Source organism: Flavobacterium sp. N502540 (assembly GCF_025947365.1).
Classification (GTDB): Bacteria; Bacteroidota; Bacteroidia; order Flavobacteriales; family Flavobacteriaceae; genus Flavobacterium.
The window spans coordinates 2,982,564-3,006,898 of the sequence record NZ_CP110012.1 but is presented as its reverse complement, the minus strand read 5'-3'; the positions used below and the strand labels follow the sequence as shown (position 1 = coordinate 3,006,898).

At 38.1% G+C, this 24,335-nt stretch carries 9 protein-coding genes; 4 read left to right on the top strand and 5 right to left on the bottom strand.

The annotated features are described in order from the left end of the window. Nucleotides 1-50: 50 nt before the first annotated feature. The 5 genes from OLM58_RS12780 to OLM58_RS12760 form a co-directional block, all read right to left on the bottom strand. A complete protein-coding gene (locus tag OLM58_RS12780) occupies nucleotides 51-3,359 on the bottom strand; it encodes an amino acid adenylation domain-containing protein (RefSeq protein ID WP_264529198.1) in 3,309 nt (1,102 codons plus the stop codon). A 209-nt stretch (nucleotides 3,360-3,568) separates the two neighbouring features. Then, a complete protein-coding gene (locus OLM58_RS12775; protein WP_264529197.1) occupies nucleotides 3,569-9,994 on the bottom strand; it encodes a non-ribosomal peptide synthetase in 6,426 nt (2,141 codons plus the stop codon). A 322-nt stretch (nucleotides 9,995-10,316) separates the two neighbouring features. Then, nucleotides 10,317-19,658, bottom strand: coding sequence for a non-ribosomal peptide synthetase (locus OLM58_RS12770; protein WP_264529196.1), 9,342 nt, complete (start codon nucleotides 19,656-19,658; stop codon nucleotides 10,317-10,319). A gap of 177 nt (nucleotides 19,659-19,835) precedes the next feature. Then, on the bottom strand, nucleotides 19,836-20,369 hold the full coding sequence (locus OLM58_RS12765; protein ID WP_264529195.1) for a UpxY family transcription antiterminator: 534 nt from the start codon (nucleotides 20,367-20,369) through the stop codon (nucleotides 19,836-19,838). A gap of 251 nt (nucleotides 20,370-20,620) precedes the next feature. Continuing rightward, entirely contained in the window at nucleotides 20,621-21,307 is a 687-nt protein-coding gene (locus OLM58_RS12760) for a hypothetical protein (protein WP_264529194.1), read from the bottom strand. 253 nt (nucleotides 21,308-21,560) lie between these two features. Here OLM58_RS12760 and OLM58_RS12755 point away from each other — a divergent pair, with 253 nt between their 5' ends. From OLM58_RS12755 to OLM58_RS12740, 4 genes are all read left to right on the top strand, one after another. Continuing rightward, on the top strand, nucleotides 21,561-22,319 hold the full coding sequence (locus OLM58_RS12755) for a response regulator transcription factor (protein ID WP_264529193.1): 759 nt from the start codon (nucleotides 21,561-21,563) through the stop codon (nucleotides 22,317-22,319). Nucleotides 22,320-22,804: 485 nt separating this feature from the next. Beyond that, nucleotides 22,805-23,134, top strand: coding sequence for a hypothetical protein (locus OLM58_RS12750; RefSeq protein ID WP_264529192.1), 330 nt, complete (start codon nucleotides 22,805-22,807; stop codon nucleotides 23,132-23,134). 283 nt (nucleotides 23,135-23,417) lie between these two features. Beyond that, complete coding sequence (locus tag OLM58_RS12745) at nucleotides 23,418-23,804, top strand: hypothetical protein (RefSeq protein WP_264529191.1); 387 nt, start codon at nucleotides 23,418-23,420, stop codon at nucleotides 23,802-23,804. A 41-nt stretch (nucleotides 23,805-23,845) separates the two neighbouring features. Next, nucleotides 23,846-24,316, top strand: coding sequence for a hypothetical protein (locus tag OLM58_RS12740; RefSeq protein ID WP_264529190.1), 471 nt, complete (start codon nucleotides 23,846-23,848; stop codon nucleotides 24,314-24,316). Nucleotides 24,317-24,335: the final 19 nt, after the last annotated feature.

Below are 24,335 nucleotides of genomic sequence, written 5' to 3'. Positions count from 1 at the left end.
CATTTCACTAGTTAGCATCAAAAAATACTATCGGCTGAATTGAGATAACTTTATATCATAATTTCATCCAAATCATCAACCGACTCTCCGGCCAATTCATTCTGAAACACAATAAATTTCAGTTTTTCCGAAACTCCAATAACATTCTGAGTTTCATACAAATCCTCAATAGAAAATCTCGTATCAAAAGCCTTGTTGATTCTGTTGATTAAAACAGTAGCTTTTAAACTGTTTCCTCCTAATTCAAAGAAATTATCCGTAATACCAATTTTCTCCAGTTTTAGAATGTCTTGCCATATGGCTACCAGTTTTTCTTCAATTTCATTGGTTGGAGCCACATATTCCTGTTGGATAACATCCTCTGTGCTTACCGATGGCAATGCTTTTTTATCGATCTTACCGTTGGGTGTTAGAGGGAATTTATCCAGGAACACATAATAACTTGGCAGCATATATTCCGGTAATTCTCTCGATAGTGATTGACGAAGCTGTTGTTTGTCAATAGTTGCAATACTCACCAGATAACTGACAATGACAGGATCTCCATTTACAGTTGCAGTAACTACTACACACTGATCAATATCTTCCTGAGATTGTAGTACCTGCTCAATTTCTCCGAGCTCGATACGATGTCCTCTGATTTTAACCTGACTGTCTTTTCGGCCTATGTAAGCGATGGTACCGTCAGGCAGCCATTTGCCCAGATCGCCTGTTTTGTAGAGCTTTGTGTTCTCGTTAAAAGGGTTAGTAATAAACTTTTCTGCGGTTAGTTCCGGTTGGTACAAATACCCTCTGGATAAACCATCACCTGAGATACAAATTTCTCCAATTACACCTACAGGCTGCAAGGCCAATTCTTCTGAGAGTACATAAAACTGAGTGTTGTCCAGTGCTTTTCCAATAGGCACTGCGTTTTCATAAGTTCCTTCTACTCTGTAGTAACTGCTGTAAGTGGTGTCTTCTGATGGTCCATACAGATTTCTAATGGCGATGCCAGAGTTGGTAAAATGGTTGGCAATGCTCACCGGAAAGGCCTCTCCTGCAAGGTTGATTCCAACGGCATTCTCAAAGGTGGTTCCTTTTTCGATCAGGGTATGAATTACGGAAGGAACAGTATTGATCAGTACGTTTTTGTCGCTCTGGATATAATCTCCTATCGATAATCCATTGGCCAGTAAACGTATTTGTTTTCCAATACTTAAAGGATAGAAAAATTCGTAAACGGACAGATCAAAACAGTGTGAGGTTACGGCGTATAAAATATCAAAATCAGTATCGCTAAATTCTCTTTGCGACCAGCATAACATGGCCACGGCATTCTGATGGGTGATCATGACTCCTTTTGGTTTTCCTGTGGATCCTGAGGTGTAGATGATGTAAGCCAGATTATCCGAATTAAAAGATACCTCTGGAAGGAATTTTGATATGGATTCTGCTTCTTTAAAGGTTTCTAAAAAACTGTCGTCTATGGTGATTTTACATTTACTGTCTTGTTCGATGTATTCAATTCTTTGCGCCGGATAGTTGGGATCGATCGGAACATAAGCACATCCTGATTTTAAAACCGCCAATAAGGCAATAGGCAGCCACTCGCTACGACCGAGTTTTACGCCTACCAAATCTTCTACGGCTAAGTTGTAATTGCTTAACAGGTAGTGTGATAATTCATTAGAGATTTCATCGAGTTCTTGGTAGGTAAAGCTTTTTGTATCGGTTACTAAAGCAATCTGTTCCGGGGTTTTCTTCGCCTGGGCCACAAATAAGTCAACCATGGTATCATCCTTAGGATACGCTACTGCTGTGTCGTTAAAATCCTGTAACAATTGTGTGGTCTCGGCTTCGCTAAGATAGTTGAGTGTAGCTACTTTTTGCTCCGGATTTTGAATCGCTTCTGTTAAAAAGGTTTCTAAGTGGGAAGCCAAACGCGCTACAAATTCTGATTCATAAATATCGGTATTGTATTCGATGTCTAAAGTCAGCTCTCCCTGAAATTCTGCAAAAGCAAAGGTTAAATCAAATTTACTAAATGACTTTTTCAGATTTTTATACGGTGTTATTTCTACGCCGCTTATTCTTAGGCTTTCAGATGCTAATAATTCCTGTTGATTTTGAAAAACCACTAAAACATCAAACAAAACCGATCGGCTTGTGTCTCTTTTAAGATCAAGCGCTTCTACCAAACTGTCTAAAGGATAGTCCTGATGCGAATAGGCTTTTAATAAGGTTTCTTTTTGTGTTTGAAGCAGGTCCTGAAAACTTACTGTTTTTTCAAATGTGGTTCGAATCGCCAGTGTGTTTAAATACAATCCAACCTGATTTTCCAGATCACTGTGTTCTCTTCCGGCCACAGGAGTCCCTAAAATAAGGTCGCTGCTGTTGGTATATCTGGAAAGTAATCCGTTTATTCCGGCCATTAAAACCATAAAAGGAGTTACCCCATTCTGCTGTGCATAGGTGTTAAGGGCAGTGTTGCTCTTTTTTGAGAAAGAATGTTTTATCCCTGAACCGTTATAGGTCTTAAGTTTAGGTCTTACTTTATTGGAAGGCAGTTCTAAAACCGGCAAATCTCCCGAGAATGTCTCTAACCATAAAGCTTTGGATTTTTCCAGCACTGCTTGTCTGGATGGACTATTTTGCCATTCTGAATAATCTTTGTACTGAATAGGCAAGTCCGGTAATACGATCTCATTTCCTATCACCAATTCATTATAAATTGTTATAAATTCTCTACTCAATACTCCCATTGACCAGCCATCGCCAATAATATGATGCATGTTAAGCATTAGAATATGATGATCTGCAGTTGTCTTTACGATCTCTCCTATAAAAAGAGGTCCTTTTTCTAAGTCAAAAGCATGTCTTTGAAGTGTATTAGCATGATTGCTCAGGACTTCAGCTGTGGCATTACTTAAATCTCTAAACTGTAAAGTCCCGCTGTATTGGGCTGCCGGAACAATATACTGCCCCAAATCACCCTGTTCGTCTTCTTTAAAAACGGTACGCAAGCTCTCATGTCTTTCCACTAAAATTTGAAAGGCTTCGGCTAATTTCTCAAATTCTAAAACTCCTTTAAATTCAAATGCAGCAAATAAGTTATAGGCCGAATTACCGCTCTCAAACTGACTCAAAGTCCACAAACGATATTGTGAAGACGTAAGTGTATAAAAATCTTTGGCCTCGGCTTTAGGAATTGATTCCGACGATGACAACAGGCTAAGCAATCTACTTTTATGCGCTTTAATGTCTTCAATAATTTCGGGTGTTAAAGTTCCTTTCGGAGCATTAATTTTCAAATCCCCATTTTCTACCCGAAGTCTTATATTTAAAGATTCTAGTGTATTTATTAAATTCTCTATCATGATATTTTTTTTAAGTAAACTTTGAGTGCGTCTGCAATTTTTAGAAGAGCGACACAATTGTATTAGTAAAGTGGTGGTATCAAATTATTTATTTTATGCTGTAAGCGGATTCATTTCACATTTCACATTTCACATTTCACATTTCACAATGCAACATAACTGTAAGTGATAGTGGTGTTCAAAATTAAAATGAAACTCTCAGTCCAATTTTAGATTAGTATCTCATCCAAATCATCAGCTGTTTCTACGGCTAATTCATTTTGAAAAAGAACAAATTTTAGCTTTTTAGAAATTCCAATAACATCCTGAGTTTCATATAAATCCTGAATAGAGAATCTCGTATCAAAAGCCCGGTTTATTCTGTTGATTAAAACAGTAGCTTTTAAACTGTTTCCTCCTAATTCAAAGAAATTATTGGTGATTCCTATTTTCTCTCGTTTTAGAATTTCCTGCCATATGGCTACCAGTTTTTCTTCGATTTCGTTGGTTGGAGCCACATATTCCTGCTGGATAACATCCTCTGTACTTACCGATGGCAATGCTTTTTTGTCGATCTTGCCGTTGGGTGTTAGTGGAAATTTATCCAGGAACACATAATAACTTGGCAGCATATACTCTGGTAATTCTCTCGATAGTGATTGACGAAGCTGTTGTTTGTCTATGGTTGCAGTACTCACCAGATAACTGACAATGACCGGATCTCCGTTTACAGTTGCTGTGATAACCACACACTGATCGATATCTTCCTGAGATTGTAGTACCTGCTCGATTTCTCCGAGCTCGATACGATGCCCTCTGATTTTAACCTGACTGTCTTTTCTACCAATGTAAGCGATGGTACCGTCGGGTAACCATTTGCCCAAATCGCCTGTTTTGTAGAGCTTTGTGTTCTTGCTAAAAGGGTTAGTAATAAACTTTTCTGCTGTGAGTTCCGGTTGGTACAAATACCCTCTGGACAAACCATCACCTGAGATACAGATTTCTCCAATTACACCTACAGGCTGCAAGGCTAATTCTTCTGAGAGTACATAAAACTGAGTGTTGTCCAGTGCTTTTCCAATAGGTACGGAATTTTCATAAGTTCCTTCTACTCTGTAATAACTGCTGTAAGTGGTGTCTTCTGAAGGACCGTACAGATTTCTAATGGCAATGCCGGAGTCTGTAAAATGGTTGGCGATACTTACCGGAAAGGCTTCTCCGGCAAGGTTGATTCCAACAGCATTCTCAAAGGTAGTTCCTTTCTCAATCAGGGTATGAATTACCGATGGAACGGTATTGATCAGTACGTTTTTGTCGTTCTGAATATAATCTCCTATCGATAATCCGTTGGCTAGTAAACGTATTTGTTTTCCGATACTTAAAGGATAGAAAAATTCGTAAACGGACAGATCAAAACAGTGTGAGGTTACCGCGTATAAAATATCAAAATCGGTATCGCTAAATTCTCTTTGCGACCAGCACAACATGGCCACAGCATTCTGATGGGTGATCATAACGCCTTTTGGTTTTCCTGTAGATCCTGAGGTGTAAATGATGTAGCCCAGATGCTGCGAACTGAAAGTGATCTGCGGCAATGATTTTGATATGGATTCTGCTTGTTTGAAAGTTGTTATAAAGTTATCGTCTATGGTAACTTTACATTTACTGTCTTGCTCGATGTATTCGATACGCTGTGTCGGATAGTTGGGATCGATCGGAACGTAAGCACATCCTGATTTTAAAACCGCCAATAAAGCAATAGGCAGCCACTCGCTGCGACCGAGTTTTACTCCTACTAAATCTTCTACAGTTAAGTTATAATTACTTAACAGGTAGTGTGAAAGCTCGTTAGAAATCTCATCGAGTTCTTGATAGGTAAAACTTTTTGTATCGGTTACTAAAGCGATCTGTTCCGGGGTTTTCTTCGCCTGATTGACAAATAAGTCAACCATTGTATTGTCCTTAGGATACGCTACTGCTGTGTCGTTAAAATCCTGTAACAATTGTGTGGTCTCGGCTTCGCTCAGATAGTTGAGTGTAGCTACTTTTTGCTCCGGATTCTGGATGGCTTTGGTTAAAAAGTTTTCTAAATGATTTGCTAGTCGCGCTACAAATTCTGATTCATAAATATCAGTATTGTATTCGATGTGAAGGTTCAGCTCTCCTTGTTGTTCTGAGAAGACGAAACTTAAATCGAATTGACTTACTTTTCTCGGATTGGCTTTATAAGGTTTTAAGGTTAAACTTTCTATTTGTTCTGCATTTGAGTCAAATAAATCCTGTTGATTTTGCAACACTACCAGTACATCAAAAAGTGCTGATCGGCTTGTATCTCTACCTAAACCTAGTTGTTCTACCAGATTGTCCAGCGGATATTCCTGATGGGAATAGGCATCGAGCAGGGTTTCTTTTTGTATGGTTAATAGTTCTTCAAAACTGGTGTTTTCTTCAAAACGGGTTCGAATGGCCAGGGTATTGAGATAAAGTCCTATTTGATTTTCCAGATCACTGTGTTCTCTTCCAGCAATTGGTGTCCCTAAAATAAGGTCTCTGGTGTTGGTGTATCTCGAGAGTAATCCGTTGATTGCTGCCATCAGGGTCATGAAAAGACTGCTGTTGTGTTGCTCTGAGAATGTTTTCAGGGTAGCACTTGCATCTTTGGTAAAGTTATGGGTGATGGAATCTCCTGCATACGTTTTTATTCTTGGTCGTATTTTCTCTGTCGGAAGTTCTAATACGGGCAGATTACCGCTAAAGGTGTCCAGCCAGTATGCTTCTGATTTTTTTAGTTTGGTGATTTGTTCTTCACTTCTCATCCAGGTGGCATAGTCTTTATATTGTATGCTTAGCTCCGGAAGACTGATGTTTTTGTTTTGTATGAGATGATCGTAAATGGTGATGAGTTCCTGGCTTAAAATCCCCATGGACCAGCCATCACTGATAATATGGTGCATGTTGAAAAGTAACAGGTGTTTGTTTTCTGATTGTCTGATGAGTTTCAGGTTTACCAAAGGGGCTTTCTCTAAATCAAATTGACATCCATAACTTTGGGCAACGCTGTGTTCCAGGGCTTCTTCTTGATTTTCGATTGTGCTGAAGTCTTCATAATCTACTTTGAAGTCAATGTCTTTGGCATCGATTACAAATTGACGCACTTCTCCCTGATCGTCTCTTTTGAAATAGGTTCTTAGGGTTTCATGTCTGGCTATAAGAAGGTTGAAAGCTTCTGCTAATTGAGCTGTGTTTAAATTCCCGTCTACTTCAAACGAACCGGGGATGTTGTAGGCCTGACTCCCGCCTTCAAACTGGCTCAGGATCCATAATCGGTGCTGAGAGGAGCTTAAAACGTAGCTTTCCTGCTGCTCTGCTTTGGGTATGGCCGTGAAGGTTCCTTCTTCAAGTTTGCTGATGATTCCTGAGATGGTTGGGTTCAAAAAGACGTCTTTTACGCTGATCTGATAGCCTAATTGTCGGTTGATTTTATTGGCTACTAAAATTACTTTCAGGCTGTGTCCGCCCAATTCGAAGAAATTGTCTGTGGTTCCAATGGTATTTATGCCCAATATTTCTTCCCAGATTGCAGCGAGTTGTTTCTCTAAAACGGTCTCCGGAGCGGTATATTCTTGCTGAATCTTGTCGTTTACATCCACTTTAGGCAGTGCTTTTAGATCCACTTTACCGTGGGAGGTTAATGCAATGGCGTCTAATTGTACATAGTAACCCGGAAGCATATAATCGGGTAAATATTGGCTCAATTGGGCACGAAGTTCTTGTTTGTCAAGCTCTTTTTCTCCTACCACATAGGCTACTATTGCGGGTTCTGTCTCTATGTTTTGTACGGTTACAACACACTGACTAATACTGTCTTGTGTTAATAAGGCATGTTCGATTTCACCAAGTTCTATTCGGTGGCCTCTTACTTTTACCTGCTGGTCTTTTCTACCTGTGAGTTCGATGCTGCCATCGGACAGCCATCGGCCCAGATCGCCTGTTTTATAGAGTCTGGCTCCTGCAATGAAGGGATGGGCGATGAATTTTTCTTCGGTGAGTTCGGGGTTGTTCAGGTATCCTCTGGACAGGCTGTTTCCTGAGATACAGAGTTCTCCAAATACACCAATGGGCTGCAATTCCAGGTTATCGGACAGGATATAGATCTGGCTGTCTTTTAAGGGTTTACCAATTGGAATGAGATTTCTTTGCAGATCGCTCTGCTCTACTCTTCCCATGGCAGCGCTAATGGTGGCTTCTGTTGGGCCGTACTTGTTGTAGAAGTCGGCTATTTTGATCATTTTTTCGGCCAGATTTTTTGGACATACTTCTCCTGCTGCAACGATTCTTTTTAGGGTCTTGCAGGCAGAAAGATGCTCTAAATGTGACAAATAACCCGGGGTGGCATGCAGGTGGGTTACACTATGTTCTTTCAATAGGTTTATAAAGTCGGTCGGATCAATAATACGTTCTTTGGAAGCGCCTATCAGGGTGGCTCCGCTAAAAAAAGCTAAAAAGATCTGTTCCATTGACGCATCAAAAGCGTTGTTGGAGAATTGTACGATACGATCGGACGCATCAAACCCGAATTCTTCTTTTTGGTTTAGGATATAATTCACCAAACTTTTGTGCTCGATCATTACGCCTTTGGGCTGTCCTGTGGAACCTGAGGTATAAATGACATACATGAGGTTCTCCGGAGTCAAAGAAATAACAGGTAATGTGGTTGGATAATTGTCCTGACGGGAGATGAAATTCGCCAATAACTTCTCGTCAATAACAACTTTACATTTACTGTCTTGCTCGATATAAGCAATTCTTTGCTCCGGATAACCCGGATCTATAGGAACATAAACACCGCCGGTTTTCAATACGGCCAAAAGGGAGGTGTAAATCCACTCGCTGCGCTCTAATTTTACAGCAATAAGGTCTCCTGTTTTTATCTCATAATGAGTCAATAAATAATGTGCCAACTGGCTGGAAAGCTCATGGAGTTCTCTGTAAGTCAGAGATCTGTGTTCAAAAACTACTGCTACAGCATCAGGGGTTTGCACCACTTGCTGTTCGAACATTTCAACGGCTGTAATGGCTACTGCCTCTTCCGTTTTTGAAGTGCTAAAATCTTCCAAAAGGATCGCTTTCTCTGAACTTGAAATGTAATCAATACTGGCTACTTTTTGATCCGGATTTTGGATTCCTTTCCTTAAAAAACTATCCAAATGAGAAGCCAGGCGTGTTATAAAATCCAATTCGTAAATATCAGTATTGTAATCTATAACCAAAGACAATTCACCTTGTTTTTCTGAAAAAGAAAAGTTCAAATCAAACTTACTAAATGACTTTTCCTGATTTTTATAAGGTGTTATTTCAAGACCATTTAGTACTAGCCCCTGTGATGTTAATAACTCTTCCTGGTTTTGAAATACCACTAAAACATCAAACAAAACTGATCGGCTTAAGTCTCTTTTAAGATTAAGCGCTTCTACCAAACTGTCGAAAGGATAGTCCTGATGGGAATAAGCTTTTAATAAGGTTTCTTTTTGTACCGTTAGTAATTCTTCAAAACTTACTGTTTCTTCAAAAGTGGTTCGAATGGCCAGCGTATTCAAATACAACCCAACCTGATTTTCGAGATCACCGTGTTTTCTTCCTGCTACCGGAGTTCCTAAAATAATATCTCTGGTATTGGCATATCTGGAAAGTAATCCGTTTATTCCAGCCATTAAAAGCATAAAAAGGGTCACGCCATTTTGCTGGGCATAGGCATTAAGCGCAGTGGTACTCTCTTTTGAAAAAAAATGATATACTCCTGAACCGTTATAAGTTTTAAAATTAGGCCTTGTCCTGTCAGATGGTAATTCTAAAACCGGTAAATCTCCCGAGAATGTCTCTAGCCATGCAGCTTTAGATTTTTGCAGTACTGCTTGTCTGGACGGGCTGTTTTGCCATTCTGAATAATCTTTATACTGAATAGGCAAATCGGGTAATATGATCTCGTTTCCTATGGCCAGTTCATTGTAAATGGCCATAAACTCTTTACTCAATATTCCCATCGACCAGCCATCGCCTATAATATGATGCATGTTAAGCATCAAAATATGATGATCTGTGGCTGTCTTTACAATCTCTCCTAAAAAAAGTGGTCCTTTTTCTAAGTCAAAAGTATGCCTTTGAAGTGCATTAGCATGATTGCTCAGGACTTCAGCCGTAGCATTATTTAAATCTGTAAATTGTAAAACCCCACTGTATTGGGCAAAAGGGATGATATACTGTCCCAAAATTCCTTGTTCATCTTCTTTAAAAACGGTACGCAGACTCTCATGTCGTTCCATTAAAATCTTAAAAGTCTGATTCAGCTTTTCAAAATTTAACGCGCCTTTAAATTCATAGGCATCAAAAATATTATAAGCCGAATTACCTCCTTCAAACTGACTTAAAGTCCATAGCTGCTGTTGGGGCGAAGTAAGTGCATATGATTCTTTTATCGCAGCTTTTGGGATAGACTCTGAAGATGAAAGTAGTTTGATCAACTCCTTTTTACAGGCTTTAATGCTTTCAATAATTTCAGGAGTCAAAGCACCTTTCGGAGCATTAATTTTCAGATCTCCATTTTCTATCCGAAGTCTGATATTTAACGATTGTAACGTTTGTATTAGATTCTTTATCATGATATGATTTTTAAAGTAGGTTGGAATGCTTATATGATTTTTTAAAACCATGGCACTATCTATCTCAATAGTTGGCAGCTAAATGCACCTACCTGCTGACCATAATTAATTTTAAAAAATAGAAACACTCTTTTTTCTGGAAAAAATCTACGTCCTTAAAACGGATATAGTAATACTGTGAATTACACTCAAAAATTGAGCGTATTAGATGTTGCAAAAAAAGCATGGCTATTAAAGTATAGCCATGCTTATGATATAAAATGAAACTCGCGATTAAATTTTATATTAAACGGTTGGGGTAAAAAATAGTAAACACCATAAATTATATCAATATCTCATCCAGGTCATCAGCTGTCTCTACAGCTAATTCATTTTGAAACAGTATAAATTTTAATTTCCTGGAAACTCCTGTGATGTCCTGAGTTTTGTATAAATCCTGAATAGAAAGCCTTGTATCAAAAGCCCGGTTTATTCTGTTGATTAAAACAGTAGCTTTTAAACTGTTTCCTCCCAATTCAAAGAAATTATCAGTAATACCAATTTTCTCCAGTTTTAGAATGTCCTGCCATATGGCTACTAATTTTTTTTCGATTTCATTGGTTGGAGCCACATATTCCTGTTGGATAACATCCTCTGTACTTACCGATGGCAATGCTTTTTTGTCGATCTTGCCGTTGGGTGTTAGTGGAAATTTATCCAGGAACACATAATAACTTGGCAGCATATACTCTGGTAATTCTCTCGAAAGTGATTGACGAAGCTGTTGTTTGTCAATAGTTGCGGTACTCACCAGATAACTGACAATGACAGGATCTCCATTTACAGTTGCTGTGATGACCACACACTGATCAATATCTTCCTGAGATTGTAGTACCTGCTCGATTTCTCCGAGCTCGATACGATGCCCTCTGATTTTAACCTGACTGTCTTTTCGGCCTATGTAAGCGATGTTGCCATCAGGCAACCATTTGCCCAGATCACCTGTTTTATAAAGTTTAGTAGTATCGTTAAATGGATTTGTAATAAACTTTTCTGCGGTTAATTCAGGCTGATACAAATATCCTCTGGACAAACCGTCTCCTGAGATACAGATTTCTCCAATTACCCCCACAGGCTGTAAGGCCAAGTCTTCTGAGAGTACATAAAACTGGGTATTGTCCAGTGCTTTTCCAATAGGTACAGAATTTTCATAAGCCCCTTCTACTCGGTAATAACTGCTGTAAGTAGTGTCTTCTGAAGGACCGTACAGATTTCTAATAGCGATGCCGGAGTTGGTAAAATGGTTGGCGATACTCACTGGGAATGCCTCTCCTGCAAGATTGATACCAACAGTATTCTCAAAGGTAGTTCCTTTCTCAATCAGAGTATGAATTACCGATGGAACGGTATTGATCAGTACGTTTTTGTCGTTCTGAATGTAATCTCCTATCGATAATCCATTGGCCAGTAAACGTATTTGTTTTCCGATACTTAAAGGATAGAAAAATTCGTAAACGGACAGATCAAAACAGTGTGAGGTTACGGCGTATAAAATATCAAAATCGGTATCGCTAAATTCTCTTTGCGACCAGCATAACATGGCCACAGCGTTCTGATGGGTGATCATAACTCCTTTTGGTTTTCCTGTGGATCCTGAGGTGTAGATGATGTAGCCCAGATGCTGCGAACTGAAAGTGATCTGCGGCAATGATTTTGATATGGATTCTGCTTGTTTGAAAGTTGTTATAAAGTTATCGTCTATGGTAACTTTACATTTACTGTCTTGCTCGATGTATTCGATACGCTGTGTCGGATAGTTGGGATCGATCGGAACGTAAGCACATCCTGATTTTAAAACCGCCAATAAAGCAATAGGCAGCCACTCACTGCGACCGAGTTTTACTCCTACCAAATCTTCTACGGCTAAGTTGTAATTACTTAACAGGTAGTGTGATAATTCATTAGAGATTTCATCGAGTTCTTGATAGGTAAAACTTTTTGTATCGGTTACTAAAGCAATCTGTTCCGGGGTTTTCTTCGCCTGGGCTACAAATAAGTCAACCATTGTATGATCCTTAGGATACGCTACTGCTGTGTCGTTAAAATCCTGTAACAATTGTGTGGTCTCGGCTTCGCTCAGGTAGCTGAGTGTAGCTACTTTTTGCTCCGGATTTTGGATGGCTTTGGTTAAAAAGTTCTCTAAATGAGCCGCTAGTCGTGCCACAAATTCTGGTTCGTAAATATCAGTATTGTATTCGATGTGAAGGTTCAACTCTCCTTGTTGTTCGGAGAAGACGAAACTTAAATCGAATTGACTTACTTTTCTCGGATTGGCTTTATAAGGTTTTAAGGTTAAACTTTCTATTTGTTCTGCATTTGAGTCAAATAAATCTTGTTGATTTTGCAAAACTACCAGTACATCAAAAAGTGCTGATCGGCTTGTATCTCTACCTAAACCTAATTGTTCTACCATATTGTCCAGTGGATATTCCTGATGGGAATAGGCATCAAGCAGGGTTTCTTTTTGTATGGTTAATAGTTCTTCAAAACTGGTGTTTTCTTCAAAACGAGTTCGAATGGCTAGGGTATTGAGATAAAGTCCTATTTGATTTTCCAGATCACTGTGTTCTCTTCCGGCAATTGGTGTTCCTAAAATAAGGTCTCTGGTGTTGGTGTATCTCGAGAGTAATCCGTTGATTGCTGCCATCAGGGTCATGAAAAGACTGCTGTTGTGTTGCTCTGAGAATGTTTTCAGGGTAGCACTTGCATCTTTGGTAAAGTTATGGGTGATGGAATCTCCTGCATACGTTTTTATTCTTGGTCGTATTTTCTCTGTCGGAAGTTCTAATACGGGCAGATTACCGCTAAAGGTGTCCAGCCAGTATGCTTCTGATTTTTTTAGTTTGGTGATTTGTTCTTCACTTCTCATCCAGGTGGCATAGTCTTTATATTGTATGCTTAGCTCCGGAAGACTGATGTTTTTGTTTTGTATGAGATGATCGTAAATGGTGATGAGTTCCTGGCTTAAAATCCCCATGGACCAGCCATCACTGATAATATGGTGCATGTTGAAAAGTAACAGGTGTTTGTTTTCTGATTGTCTGATGAGTTTCAGGTTTACCAAAGGGGCTTTCTCTAAATCAAATTGACATCCATAACTTTGGGCAACGCTGTGTTCCAGGGCTTCTTCTTGATTTTCGATTGTGCTGAAGTCTTCATAATCTACTTTGAAGTCAATGTCTTTGGCATCGATTACAAATTGACGCACTTCTCCCTGATCGTCTCTTTTGAAATAGGTTCTTAGGGTTTCATGTCTGGCTATAAGAAGGTTGAAAGCTTCTGCTAATTGAGCTGTGTTTAAATTCCCGTCTACTTCAAACGAACCGGGGATGTTGTAGGCCTGACTCCCGCCTTCAAACTGGCTCAGGATCCATAATCGGTGCTGAGAGGAGCTTAAAACGTAGCTTTCCTGCTGCTCTGCTTTGGGTATGGCCGTGAAGGTTCCTTCTTCAAGTTTGCTGATGATTCCTGAGATGGTTGGGTTCAAAAAGACGTCTTTTACGCTGATCTGATAGCCTAATTGTCGGTTGATTTTATTGGCTACTAAAATTACTTTCAGGCTGTGTCCGCCCAATTCGAAGAAATTGTCTGTGGTTCCAATGGTATTTATGCCCAATATTTCTTCCCAGATTGCAGCGAGTTGTTTCTCTAAAACGGTCTCCGGAGCGGTATATTCTTGCTGAATCTTGTCGTTTACATCCACTTTAGGCAATGCTTTTAGATCCACTTTACCATGGGAGGTTAATGCAATGGCGTCTAATTGGACATAGTAACCCGGAAGCATATAATCGGGTAAATATTGGCTCAATTGGGCACGAAGTTCTTGTTTGTCAAGCTCTTTTTCTCCTACCACATAGGCTACTATTGCGGGTTCTGCCTCTATGTTTTGTACGGCCACAACACACTGACTGATACTGTCTTGTGTTAATAAGGCATGTTCGATTTCACCAAGTTCTATTCGGTGGCCTCTTACTTTTACCTGCTGGTCTTTTCTACCTGTGAGTTCGATGCTGCCGTCAGGTAGCCATCGGCCCAGATCGCCTGTTTTGTAGAGTCTGGCCCCTGCAATGAAGGGATGGGCGATGAATTTTTCTTCGGTGAGTTCAGGGTTGTTCAGGTATCCTCTGGACAGGCTGTTTCCGGAGATGCACAGTTCTCCAAATACACCAATGGGCTGTAATTCCAGGTTATCGGACAGGATATAGATCTGGCTGTCTTTTAAGGGTTTACCAATTGGAATGAGATTTCTTTGCAGATCGCTCTGCTCTACTCTTCCCATAACAGCACTAATGGTGGTTTCTGTTGGGCCGTACTTGTTGTAGAAGTCGGCTATTTTGATCATTTTTTCGGCCAGATTTTTTGGACATACTTCTCCTGCTGCAACGATTCTTTTTAGGGTCTTGCAGGCAGAAAGATGCTCTAAATGTGACAAATAACCCGGGGTGGCATGCAGGTGGGTTACACTATGTTCTTTCAATAGGTTTATAAAGTCGGTCAGATCAATAATACGCTCTTTGGAAGCGCCTATCAGGGTGGCTCCGCTAAAAAAAGCTAAAAAGATCTGTTCCATTGACGCATCAAAAGCGTTGTTGGAGAATTGTACGATACGATCGGACGCATCAAACCCGAATTCTTCTTTTTGGTTTAGGATATAATTCACCAAACTTTTGTGCTCGATCATTACTCCTTTGGGCTGTCCTGTGGAACCTGAGGTATAAATGACATACATGAGGTTCTCCGGAGTCAAAGAAATAACAGGTAATGTGGTTGGATAATTGTCCTGACGGGAGATGAAATTCGCCAATAACTTCTCGTCAATAACAACTTTACATTTACTGTCTTGCTCGATATAAGCAATTCTTTGCTCCGGATAACCCGGATCTATAGGAACATAAACACCGCCGGTCTTCAATACGGCCAAAAGAGAGGTGTAAATCCACTCGCTGCGCTCTAATTTTACAGCAATAAGGTCTTCTGTTTTTATCTCATACTCATTCAATAAATAATGTGCCAACTGGCTGGAAAGCTCATGGAGTTCTTTGTAAGTCAGCGATCTGTTCTCAAAAACTACTGCTACAGCATCAGGGGTTTGCACCACTTGCTGTTCGAACATTTCAACGGCTGTAATTGCTACTGCCTCTTCCGTTTTTGAAGTACTAAAATCTTCCAGAAGGATCGCTTTCTCTGAACTTGAAATGTAATCCAAACTTGCCAGTGATTGCGCAGGGTTTTCAACAAGAGCCTCTAAAACTTTAAGGTATGCTTTCAGGACACGTTTCATTGTGGCATGCTTAAAGATCCCTGCATTGTAATCCCATTCGACCGAAATTCTTCTGTCCGGTTTATTATCTGTTAAAGAATCGATTTGCTCGTATACGGTATTGATAACTACACTAATATCAAATCGGGATGTTTTATTGTGCCCGTTCAAAATTTCGATGTCTGCATCCAGCAAAGACATGCTTTGTACCGGAACGTTCACAAAACTAAACATGTATTGAAATAACGGATGCAGATTTAAACTCCTTTCCGGATTTATTCTTTCTACCACTTTTCCAAAAGGGGTATCATCATAAGAATAAGCATCCAGACAGGTTTCTTTCACCTCGTTAAGTACCTCCGTTAAGGAATTTTCATTGCTAAACGTAGTACGTAATGCAATCGTATTTACAATCATACCTAAAACTTCCTGAAATTCTTTATAACGTCTGTTGGCAACAGCTGTCCCCACAGAAATATCGGTTTGATTGCTAAATTTATGCAGCACTATTTTAAAAGCTGCGAGCATTGTGATAAACAACGATACGTCTTGTTTTTCGGAAAACTGACGTAGTTTTTCGGAAAAATCTAATGAAAATACGTGCTCTATCGTACCTCCTTTTTTCACGGCAGTTTCCTCTCTTTCGAAATCTAAAGGCAACAACAATCCGTTAGAAAAACCTTCAAATTTGTTTTCCCAATAATTCAATTTTTCGCTGATAACACTTTCGTTCAGACTATTTCTTTCCCAATAAGCATAATCTTTAAAAGTAACTTCAGGCTTCTCTGCCTCAAAATCAGGATCTCTTTTTAATTCATTATAAATATCAACGAAATCTCTAAATAAGATTCCCTGAGTCCATCCGTCTAAAATTAAATGGTGCTCACAAAATACGAGTACACTTTCCTGATCGGAGAACTTTAATAATTCTATTCTAAAAAGCGGTCCTTCTTCAATTTCAAAAGCACGGCTCTCTATTCTTTCCAGACTATCGGCAATTACTTTCTCTTTATTTTCTTTATTTTTTATTCCGGTATAATCTACAACTGGAATGGTATATCCAAATGGAGGTAGTATTTTTTGATAAGGCTTACCTTCCTGATTCACAAAAACAGTTCTTAAAATCTCATGTTTTTTGATCAGTTTTGCAAACGTTTCTTCGAGTGCGGCAACCTCAACAAAACCTTTTAATTTCATTGCTCTTGATACGTGATAAGAAGTATCGGCAGTATTCAGCTGATTTAAAAACCATAATCTTTCTTGTGAAAAAGACAACGGGTACAACTCTTGCTCAGGAGCTTTAATATTTTGAACTTCTTTTTTGTTTAAAGTAGGAACCAGTTCACTGATTTCTTTGATAGTAGGAGATTTGTAAAAATCTCTTAACGACAATTCAATTCCTTTTTGATCACGTAAACTGCTTATAAACTGATTGGCCAATAAAGAGTGTCCTCCTAATTCGAAAAAACTCACGTTTACATCAACCTGATCAAGGCGTAATAATTCCTGCCAGATTGAGGCGATCTCTTTTTCTTCGGGTGTTACCGGCAATTGAACAGCTTCTGCGATGTTTACGGTTTTAGGTTCCGGTAAACTCTTAATATCAATTTTTCCGTTAGGAATTAAAGGAATAGCATCTAAGATTACAAAATGCGTCGGAATCATAAATTCCGGCAAATGAGTTTTTAAATCAATTACTAAAGAAGATATATTTATAAAAGACTCGTTTGCTACTAAATAAGCAATCAAAATTGGCATTCCTCCCACTTCGTTAATACACACATAACTGTCTACCACGTATGCATTTACTTTTTGTATGGCCTGTTCGATTTCTCCTACTTCAATACGATATCCTTTGTAACTAAGCTGACTGTCTTTTCTGCCATAAAAAATCAAATTATTGTCTATGCTCCACTTTCCTAAATCTCCGGTTTTGTAGATACGTTCTCCATTTATATGGACAAAAGCATTAGCTGTCAATTCTTTTTTATTGAGATAAGAAACTGCCAAACCTAAACCGGAAAGTCCAATTTCTCCAATGGCTCCTTTTGGTAATATTTTTGTTCCGTCTAATAGGTATACTCCTCTATTGGTAATTGGTTTCCCGATAGGAAATGAAGTGTCTGTTTCATTCACTTTATAATAGGTCGCACAGACTGTACTTTCTGTAGGGCCATAGGTATTGTAGATATCATAACTAGCGGTAAGCTGATCTACCTGGTGTGGTTTTAGTGTATCGCCTCCGCTAATAATGTTTTTAAAATTAAAATTGTAATTTTTATGATTGTCATTAAGGTATTGCAGTACAAAAGGATTCGTACTCAATAAAGTAATTCTGAAACGCTCACAATCTTTCAGTAATTCATTAAAATCTTTTGTATCAGGAGCAATCACTAAATTCCCTCCTACTGATAAAATCGGGAAAATTTCTTCTACAGAAGTATCAAAAGCAGTAGAAGCCTGCTGTAGTACAATATCTTCTTCAGTAAGATTAAAATAAGTGCCAAATGTAAGCACATAATCGTATAAAGAAGCATGATTGATAACAACACCTTTAGCGTCTCCTGTTGAACCGGAAGTATAAATAATATAAGCCTCATCTTCAGGTTTCAAAGCAACAGGAATATAGTTTTTCGCTATTTTATGCTCTTCCGGAATACGATCTATATTGTATTCTTTGTCTTCTGAAATAGAATTGGAAAATGAATCTGTTAAGATAAAACCTAAGCCGGCATCTTTTATAATATAGTGTTTTCTTTCCTCCGGATATGCATTATCAATAGGTACATAAACAGCTCCCGTTTTTAAGGCTGCCAAAATTCCAATAATACTTTTTTCAGATCTCGAAAGCATCACTCCTACCTTATCTCCTTTTTTAACGCCGCTGGACTGTAAATAGGAAGCTATAATAGTAGCTCGTGCATCAAGGGTTTCATAAGTTAAAAAATTAGTTTGACAAGAAACCGCTGTTTTTGAACTATAGCCCGCTACAGCAGCATTCCAAAGATTTAAGAAAGTCTGTTCCGGTCTTTTTACAACAGGTCCTTTTGAAATTGCTTGTATTTCTTCTAACTGTTCTTTGCTCGAAATTTCAATCTCGGCTATAACAGTATGATTGGTCTCCTGTAATTCTGTCAATACTTTTCTGAAAGAAGCAATCAGCTGATTGGCTTCAAATTTTGACACATATTTTTCATTGATATCAAATCTAAAACTAAGATCTCCATTGATCCCTTCAAAAACGTGAATAGAAATAGGATCTTCTTCACTGTCATTAGACAATGGATGTATGCTCGCTTTATTCCCCGAAAATTCAGATTCGTATTGCATGCGCTCGTATGACAATCGTACATCATAAAGCTTTGAGGTTTCCTGTGGCAGATTTCGCAGGATGTCGGCCTGCTGAAAACGCTGATGTCTGTAGCACATAAAAAGCGTGCTTTTAATCTCTTTGATAAAATCACTTACGGTTGCTGTTGTTTCCAAAGAAAGTTTTAATGGCAACATGCTAAGAAATGGCCCGAATGTATTTTTTTCGGCAGCATTTTTTCGGTTTAAAATAGGCATCCCCAAATTAATTTCTTCTCTGTTGTAATATTTAGACAATACGATAGAGAAACACCCGATCAACAAGTGAAAAATGCTTAGTCTTTCTGCTTTTACAAATGCCCATAAAGCTTCATTTTCTGCTTCGGTAAGTACCATTTCAATATTACTGTGACTTGCCGATTTATTGGTACCGGTATAAATCAAAGAAGGTAAATTTTCATAACGTCCTAACCAAAATTTTCTGTCATTCGAAAAATCATCTGAAGCTCTGTAAACACTGTCTAATGCTATAAAAGACTCATAAGACATTTTGTTTTTCTCTATACATACCTCATCATATACAGCGGCTGTGCCTAATTGTTCATAGATTCTTTTCACTTTGTTAAACAACAACTGAAACGAAAATCCATCTGCTATAATGTGATGAAGTTTCGAATACCAGATATACGTTTCAGGAGCTGTTTGAATCAGCCACATTTTATAAAGCTGTTTATCCTTCTCTATATCAAAAGGCACTATAAAATCTTTCTCTATCATTTGAATCGCTTTTAATTCATCTGACTCTTCTATGCAGGTTAATGCCAAATCACTGTTTGTTTCCTGAAGTGTATATACAGGAAAACCACTCTTTTCTTCAAAAACAAAAGAAAAAATATCGTTCTCTTTAATCAGAATATTGAATGCTGTTTTAAAACGCTCCACATCAACACTTCCGTTAATAAATGCATAACCGCCAATATTGTATTTTGGTGATTCATTGTCAAGTATCTGATCAAGCCAGATATATTTCTGAACATTTGTGACATTATTTTTCATAAGTCTGCTTTTTATAATTTGAATAAATACTGAAAACGTAAGGTTATCGTACCATTTTGATTTGTAGTATGGGTAAAAAACAACCACCCCCTGATTTCACTACAGAGGGTAATTGATAGTATAGTAAGATTTATAGGGTGTTTTCCTTTGAAAATAAGGAAATGAGGTGTCTAAAAACTACGCCTTTGCAAAGACGTTTTCTTCGGGATTGGATAAATACGACAAAGGTATTATCGCTGATATATTCTGGCGCAATGAACTTAATCTTACACTGATTCTGTGCTGATTGTCGACTCTGAAAACTTCGCATTCCAAACCTGATAGTTCACCATGCTCGATTTTAAGTTTATCGCCTATTTTTGGCAGTGCCGATTCGACTTGAACATCGGTGATCTCTTTTCCCTGGGTAAAGAGTTTGATATAAGCGATTTCTTCTTCGGAAACTTTGCCGTATTCTTTGCCGAAAGACAAGTAGGAACAACCGCTCTCTACATTTAAAGCATCATGAAAGTCTTTGTTGTTTTTAATGTTTACAAAAACATAACTGGGAAATAACGGAATTTCAATTTTCTTGGTTCGGTCACTCCATTGTCTAATGCTGGTGGCCATAGGCAAAAAAGCTTCTAATTTTTTTTCCATTAATTCTTTGTAGACTTTACTCTCATGTCTGTACTTTACATAAAGGACATGCCAACCTTGTTTTCGATCCATATTATTTGGTTTTTTTCGTCACCGGACATAGCTGCGCTATTACCAGTCACATGGTTATTTTTTTTAGATACGTTTTTTGGTTTAATAGCTTTACCTTTTTTACTCTAAAGTAATTTTGGTAATGATGTTTTTGTTGGAACTCTCAAGGTAAATTTTGATTCCTTTTGAGTGTGTTGTAAAAATCTGAAAGTTGCTAATCCAACTACTTATTTTTACTGAAGTAAATTTACAATATAGGTTTTCAAATGCTACTACACCAAAGTGTAGTTCAATTGGTTAGCGTTAAATACTACCTTATTGGGTAGTTTATCCTTTACAGAAGAAAGCTCAAAATCTTCCGGTGTAACTAAATGTTTGTTCTCGTTGTAAAAAGTAATAAGACCATTATAAGACATCGATACAGGTATCGTTTCTGATCCCAGGTATTCGATTGATTTGCCCACAATTTTTGCTTTGATGCCCATTAGGGTTAGTACGCGAAGCAGTTTGGCATCGATTTCGGCAAAGGCCATATTGTCTTTGTGTTTGCAAACCGGTGCAATGGCACAAACCAATAGTTTTTTTAGCAGGTTAACATCACGAACACCTTTTTTAATGGCAAAACGTCCAATGTGCCAGATTTCATTGATGGCATCTCCTTCTGCACATAAAAAAGGGTTGATCCCAAACATTTTTTGAATAGGAAGTGGAGTAATAAAATCCCATTTTAGAACTCTGATCGTGCCGGTAAAGTCTCCCAATTCGTTTTTGAAGGCGAATATTTTGGAGTTTTCAAGGAACTTCATTTCTTCTTTGTAAACGGCATCAATATCTTTTTGATAGTGGCCCGGAAAAACTTCATTAGAGTGGTGATTGAAGTTTTCTGTGACTACAAATTTTGACATACGGAAGATGTCATTCCGACTAATTGCGGTGTGGTTGTTTTTGGCGAGTTTCATAGTGTTTGTTTTCTCCAAAACTATCACCACAATTTACGCTTCATATTACACAAAATACTAGTTTACAGTATTTTAATCAAAAACTACCCTTAAGTGTAGTTTTTAAAAATGGACTTTAGAAGAAAAAAAACGGCCAAAAACCCAAATATCATTTTTATTGAAATGAAGTTAAATTCGTATAGAAATAAAATTAATTTAACATCATATCTCCAATTTTTCCTATATTCACAACCTGTTAAAAAACTATTAAAATATGGTAATTGAAAACGACTTTTTTTCCACAAACAACACCGTTCAGAAGATCTCTGAAGATGAAAAAGACAAACTTGGAAATTATTTAGAACTGGTCAAAGCATTTGCCAGAACAACTTACAGCAGTATTTATATTATTGATTACGAAAAAAAGGGGTTTGAGTATGTGTCCGAAAATCCATTATTCTTATGTGATCACACTCCGGCAGAGGTTCAGGAACTTGGATATGCCTTTTATTTTAAGTATGTGGTCAAAGAAGACCTGGATTTATTACTAAAAATCAACACTATAGGTTTTGATTTTTATCAAAACATTCCTGTAGAAGAACGCCTGAATCATACCATCTCCTATGACTTTAGATTGAAAAATCCCAATGGAAAGACTTTTTTGGTGAATCAAAAACTGACTCCTGTTTTCCTGACCAATGACGGTAAAATCTGGAAATCGATTTGCATTATCTCGCTTTCTTCTGAATTGCAGTCGGGGAATATTAAAATTTATAAAAAAGGAGAAAATAAGATCTACAGTTATGACCTTGAGGGGAGTTTCTGGAAGGTGCTGAAAAAGATAGAACTAACCAGCCGTGAGAAGGAAGTTTTACAGTATTCTATCAGGGGTTTTACCATTGCCAACATGGCTGATAGCATGTTTGTATCGGCTGATACTATTAAGTTTCACAAGAGAAAATTATTCACCAAGCTGGGGGTGGGAAATATTGCTGAGGCCATTGCTTATGCCACCAGTAATAAACTGATTTAATATTCTTTTCTTCTTATAAAAACTATGTTTCAATGCGTGGAGTATTTTCACGCAGATTTTTTCTGTGGCTATGGTTTAAACACATAGAAACATAGACTTTTACAGCCTAAAATAAGGCGTTTCACTTTTAATAAAACGCAGAGCATTATAATAGAGGAATGTGTTTCTATGAGACACTCTTTACTCTTTACTCTTTACTCTTTACTCTTTACTCTTTTCACATCTCTTAAAATCTATTCTGCCAAAATTACACCGTTAGTTTCACCCAGATCTATTGGGCACTATCGGCAATTCAAACAATAAAGCATTGTCTTGTTAAAAAATTGTAATCAATTTAAAAACAAGTATTTATACGCGTTTTAAAAAACCATATTTTATCTAATATTGTATGTACCAAAAACAGTGGAGTCAGAACCCACTTACAAAAAAACGAGGCGGATTCCGAAAAGCCTTATGAGTAGGAAACACAAACAAACAAATAAATTATGGCAACTTACCCGTATTCACAAGAAGCACTTTTAGTGAACAGTATCAAAGCAACGACAGTAGTTTCTATTGTGTCAGGAATGCAAGTATCGGTTACTACTTTTACTTCACCAGCAGGAGATTTAGGAAAAATCACCCTTTCACCTGTACAGCCAACAGCTACAAATGTAGAGTTTAAAGCTGGGGCGCAAAAGCTACAAATTGACCTTATCAGTTTCAGAGCACAATTCGGTCTTGACAGTGGTCAGGTTACAGCAAGCGGGCGTGCAACAGATCAGGACGGGAACAACGAAACTGCTTTTGCGAAACAAATCGCAAGTTGGTCTTAATTAAAAACAACCAGGATATTTTCCTGGGATAAAATTATATTTATGAAGTAGGAAACTGCTTGTATAGACCCCAATCTACACTATAAATATTATATCGATAACAGTCTTTACTGGTTTATCCCATACTTCCTAACTATTCGTTAGCCCAGGAAATCTCCTTTTATCCTACTTATACCGATTGTATATTCAATATAGTCCAATTTCATTGCACTATTTTCATATTACATCGGCATTATACCAGAAAACATTGGACTACAATAGAAATAAAATTGGTATTAAAATTATGGCAACTTATCCTTACTCAGAAGATGCGATATTAGTAAACAGCATCAAAGCATCCACCGTTGTTTCAGTTATTGATGGCATGGAAGTATCAACAACAACCTTTACTTCTGCACTGGGAGGCGAAGCTTCAACTGTAGGTCCTCCTTTAGGTCCCGGACCTGTGATACAAAACGGGATTTTAGGATCGGTGACCCTTTCTCCTGTACAGTCAAAAGCAGTAAACATGAGCTTTACCATTGGACCTCAAAAACTACAAATAGACCTCATCTCTTTCCGGGCGCAATTTGGATTAGATACCGGACAGGTGACTTGTCATGGAAAAGCCACTGACTTGAACGGTGAAAACGAAGTTCCTTTCGCCAAACAAATCGCGGCCTGGTCTTAACTAAAATCAGAAGACAAATCCCTCTGGAGTCAATTGTATTTATGAAATCAAAAACAGTCTATAGCTATTCCATTTGTAATAAAAATATCCTTTTAAAAGTGATATTTATTCTGATGTTTGTCACATTACCTATAGCTGCTTTGGCTCAGGATACCCTACCGGTACCTCTTGAAAAAATAGCTCCGCCTATAGTCGCAAGCGGAACTACAGGAGAACGTTATTTTGGTGATTTATTAATACATTACGCTATTGATCCCACGGGCAAAATTGTAGTCTGTACTTTATATTTATCCACCGTTTTGGTAGGAGTAGAATCTTTAACTCCCACTAATCCAATTTATCAGTTTGATCTGAAATCAGGAGCAAGTGCTACCAGCGGAAGCCTCAGTATTTATCTGAATTTCTCTCCGTTAGTTTCAACCCTGAAAGCAGATTTGACCTATACGGTCAAAGAAAATAATACCAGTTTTCCCTTTAAGGGTGACTTAGTAGGATGGTATGTTTATGAGTAACCAGTTGTGGGATGTGAAA

Bases quoted from the DNA above. Each gene is read 5' to 3' on its own strand.
- OLM58_RS12775 (WP_264529197.1), bottom strand. From the start codon at position 9,994: ATGATAAAGAATCTAATACAAACGTTACAATCGTTAAATATCAGACTT.
- OLM58_RS12770 (WP_264529196.1), bottom strand. From the start codon at position 19,658: ATGAAAAATAATGTCACAAATGTTCAGAAATATATCTGGCTTGATCAG.
- OLM58_RS12745 (WP_264529191.1), top strand. From the start codon at position 23,418: ATGGCAACTTATCCTTACTCAGAAGATGCGATATTAGTAAACAGCATC.
- OLM58_RS12750 (WP_264529192.1), top strand. From the start codon at position 22,805: ATGGCAACTTACCCGTATTCACAAGAAGCACTTTTAGTGAACAGTATC.
- OLM58_RS12780 (WP_264529198.1), bottom strand. From the start codon at position 3,359: ATGATAGAGAATTTAATAAATACACTAGAATCTTTAAATATAAGACTT.
- OLM58_RS12755 (WP_264529193.1), top strand. From the start codon at position 21,561: ATGGTAATTGAAAACGACTTTTTTTCCACAAACAACACCGTTCAGAAG.
- OLM58_RS12740 (WP_264529190.1), top strand. From the start codon at position 23,846: ATGAAATCAAAAACAGTCTATAGCTATTCCATTTGTAATAAAAATATC.
- OLM58_RS12760 (WP_264529194.1), bottom strand. From the start codon at position 21,307: ATGAAACTCGCCAAAAACAACCACACCGCAATTAGTCGGAATGACATC.
- OLM58_RS12765 (WP_264529195.1), bottom strand. From the start codon at position 20,369: ATGGATCGAAAACAAGGTTGGCATGTCCTTTATGTAAAGTACAGACAT.